The following is a 3,726-nucleotide window of genomic DNA, read 5'->3' on the forward strand; positions in this document are numbered from 1 at the left end:
CAAGCGACGCTCTTGATCGGAACAGGTCGATGACCGCACAGCAGATCAGTTTGAAGATATCGGCCATGGGAGGCAGCATGGTCCGATTCGCCGACTCACGCCAGCCGGATAGAGTTTACGACAAGGACAGCGTCGATCCTGCGCTGCTACGCGCATTATTACAACGAAGTGAGAACGCATCGGTCATTAAACAAGGATGCGCCGATCTCTCGCGCCGTTCAGCGAATCGGAGACATAAAATCGCACGCTATTCTCGGCGGACTTCATCACCATTACGTCCGGATATAGTTTTCAACACACACAGGGCATCTCAAAGGTTCTAGGGTCCAACCTGATGTTGCGCTCGCGGAGTTGTTATGTTCGAATAAACATCGACCGCATGGTCAATCAATCGGAACCGCTCGCACCGTGCGACCCGGACTCATGGCATTTTGCTTTTTCGCTTTGTCGCGTTCGTAAGGCGTCACGCAGACCACATCTCCCTGGGCAGCCTCACGCCAAACATAGCCTTGCCTGCAAGTGTTTGGGCCGAATGGCCCACCGCCGGGCTGGCGATTGTTGTTCGCGTTGGCGTTTTGCGCTGCCGCCTCGTCCCGCTCCGCGGGGGGAACGCAGACCGTGTCGCCATTGAAGGCTTCACGCCACACAAAACCTGATTTGCATCTTGCTTGGGCCTGAGCGAAGTCCACGGGGATGGTCACCAGGAGCAACGTGGTAGCGGTGACGAGTGTGTGAAAATTTCTCATAGCAATAGCTCCTACTGCGCGCCGGCCGCTTGGATAAACGACTTGGGGCGGAAATTAGTTCCTCAGCTTCCCTCTCCGCGCCTAACCGTCAGGTTTTACTTCTGAAGTACGTTAACCTTAGCCCTATTGCCCTCGCTGGGGGAAAACCTATGTTCACTCGATCCCAGCGCGGACTTCGAATTTCCGCCCGGCTTCATGGCCCGCCTCATAAGCATCGGCGAGAACCCGCCGGCGGCTGCTGACGTTCTTGGCATGCAACGACAAGCCGAGTTTTTCGAATTCCTCATCAATGACCGACGTTTTGATCGGCACGAGATCGCGCCCGGTGGAATTGAAAACAGCGACGTTCCGTTGGGCTTTCAAGGTCTCTAACTTGGCGCTGACGCCTCTCGCAAGACCGATTTGGAAGGAATTGACCGCGCTGCGTTTCTCGCCGCCGACCATCATGGCGTAGATGGTTCCCGATTTGAACGTCGCGGTTTCTGTTTCAAAGGCGATAGCGACGAGGTCATAAAGATAATGCGCGGCTTCGACGTCGACCGACAGACCAAAGAACACGAACCGCAGTGTTCCGCGCGGGCTGTTTTCACTCCACACTCGGCAATCGCAAAAGTCCGCGATCGCCGGGACACAGCGATCGAAGGCGCCGTGCTTGCGCCGCCCTGTGTCGATGCTGAAACCTTCGCAAGGCTGTTGGCGAAGCTCCACTTCGCTGAGCGACAAACCATAGCGTTCGAGCAGTTCGCCGACTTTATCGGCCGCCGCCAACGCCTCCTGTTCGGTGCATCCTTGTTCGATCGTCTTGGCGCGCAAGCCCCGGATCCGCTCGATGACGCGACCCAGATCCTCATCGCGGTGTTTGGTTCCTCCGGTATCGACGGATATCCGTCGGCTCAACTCGCGAAACAGACCCAATGCCTCGTGCGGATAGCGCCTTTTCGCGGCCAGCTCTTCTAGCGTGGAGTGAAGCGTCCCGAGCGGATTGATTTCGCCGCTCCCGACAAATGCGCGCCGGTGCAGCGTCTCCATTTGGATAAGCGCGAGGCGACGATATACATCGGCATGGCGGCTCTGTCCCATGCGCCGCAATTCGACGGTGGAAACCAAAGCCGCCGCCAGTCTCCGTCCCGAGGTCAGCGCGCGCGCAACTTCGAGGTCATCCCTCGACGGTTCGGCTCCCTCCGCGCGCTCCGCCCAGTCCCTCGCCAGCGCATCGAGTTCGTCGTCGGGATGGGAGAGTGCGAAAACCTCTTCGGGTTCCGGCAGAACGCCGAATTCCACGGCGTCATCCACGCCATGACGCACGACGTGGCGATACACCGCGGCAGCGCACCTTTGATCGTTGACGAGCCCCTTGCCGGGCCGGATGAACTCTTTCGCCACGGCCAGACAGGCTTCATCGAGCGGAATTTTCGGACTCGTCGCGACATGAAGACCGTAGTCGAGCCGGCAAATGCGCGCAGCGATGTCCCGTCCGAGGGCGGACGGCGAAAACGATTGCTCCAAGAGCAGGAACGTCTCTCCGGTCGCCAGATCCTCGGCCTTGAAAACATGGCTCTGCGTCACGGACAAAATTCGAAACAGCGTGAAACGCGCTTTTTTGAGAGCTTCGAGCGCGGCAGCGTCGTCGAAAGTCTTGGCCTTGAATTGCCGCGCCATTCGGTCGATCGGCCGCACTCCGCTCATGGACGGCGCGAAAATGGAGAGTTCGAGCGCAAAAATCATCGCCCCTGCGGCGCACTCTCCGGCGTGCGGATCGTCGGGCGCAATATCCGCATGGGTGAGCCATTTGCGAACCGTTTCTTCGACTTTGCTATCGACGCAGAACGTCATCGCTTCGAGAAGCAATTCGGTGATCGTCTCCTGCATGCGCAGGGATCGCGCCAAAGGATTCGCGTCAGCGACTTTTCGATTGTTACCTGCGGTCATGATTTCCGTCCGGCAAAGAATCTCTCCAACTAGAAGATAGCATGTGACGCCGTGGCTTTGACGCTCGGCCGTGTTTCATCCACCAGAGAATTTGCAACGTGGATCGCGAGAAGCAGCCCTTTTCAATCCTCGTTCACATCATCTACGAGTTCGGCGTCATCTTCACGAACTCCCAAGACGCCATCGAGATCGGTGTGCGTGGCCGGCCGTTGCAGAAGTCCAGCGTCTTCCAGCTTTTCGATGTCGGGTAGATCGCGCAGGCTTGCGAGCCCGAACACTTCCAGGAATTTCTTCGTCGTGACATAGGCGTAAGGCGCGCCGGGCGTTGGCGCGCGCGGGCCCGCAGCGATGAGGTCGAGAGTTTTTAGGCGACCGATGACGTCGCGGCTGATTTCCCTCCCGATGAGCCGCGACAGCTCGGCGCGCGTCGCCGGCTGCAGCTAGGCGATGGCCGTGGCGGCGAGGAGTTCGGCCGGCGTGAGTTCCGGCGGCCCGGCGTAGCGCGCGCCGTTGTTCAAAACGCGAAGCGCGTCAGCGTGACGCGGCTTGGTCCGCAGTTGATAACCGCCGGCGACGTGAACAAGCTCATAGGGTCTCGCGCGCAAGTCGTCGCGAATGTCAGAAATCAGATCGTCGAGATTGCAGGCGCGCCCGACAAGCTTGGCCAGCGCCTCGCGCGTTACCGGGACTGGTGACGCGAAGATCGCCGCCTCGACCCGTCCCATCCACTCACGCCAACGCATGGCCTGCGGTAGATCGAAAAGATCGACGTCGAACAGCGACTCGCCGTCACGCTGCGTTTTGCGACGGTTCGCCGGCGACGAGGGTGCCTCTCGGGACGTCGCAAGATCCCGGCGAAGCACTTTCATCGGCTTTGTCACGTTGTCGAACGATAGACGCGAATGATCTCGTTGATAATCGTGGTCATGCTGCAGCAGTGGCCGCACGCCATGTGTCCATGGCCGAGGCTCGAAAAGCTCGGTGCGTCCTTGCTGAAATGAGATGGCGTTGAACGTTGAACGTGTTGTGGGCTGCTGCGTGAAAGGAGAGA

The 3,726-nt window shown here is 59.1% G+C and carries 2 protein-coding genes and 2 pseudogenes; all 4 read right to left on the reverse strand.

Annotated features, from left to right (window positions below):
• Nucleotides 1-383: 383 nt before the first annotated feature.
• Nucleotides 384-746 carry a hypothetical protein gene (locus QZ964_RS21205; RefSeq protein ID WP_292534336.1) on the reverse strand — a complete coding sequence of 121 codons (363 nt, stop codon included), beginning with the start codon at nucleotides 744-746 and terminating at the stop codon, nucleotides 384-386.
• Nucleotides 747-899: 153 nt separating this feature from the next.
• Entirely contained in the window at nucleotides 900-2,633 is a 1,734-nt protein-coding gene (locus QZ964_RS21210) for a DUF2786 domain-containing protein (RefSeq protein ID WP_292534338.1), read from the reverse strand.
• A 164-nt stretch (nucleotides 2,634-2,797) separates the two neighbouring features.
• Nucleotides 2,798-3,418: pseudogene (locus QZ964_RS21215) on the reverse strand (SMC-Scp complex subunit ScpB).
• A 181-nt stretch (nucleotides 3,419-3,599) separates the two neighbouring features.
• Nucleotides 3,600-3,726 (reverse strand): annotated as a pseudogene (locus tag QZ964_RS21220) (IS6 family transposase); the annotation flags it as partial.

This window comes from Methylocystis sp., assembly GCF_021731785.1.
Lineage (GTDB): Bacteria > Pseudomonadota > Alphaproteobacteria > Rhizobiales > Beijerinckiaceae > Methylocystis.

Coding starts and splice junctions, on each gene's coding strand:
- QZ964_RS21205 (WP_292534336.1), bottom strand. CDS start 746: ATGAGAAATTTTCACACACTCGTCACCGCTACCACGTTGCTCCTGGTG.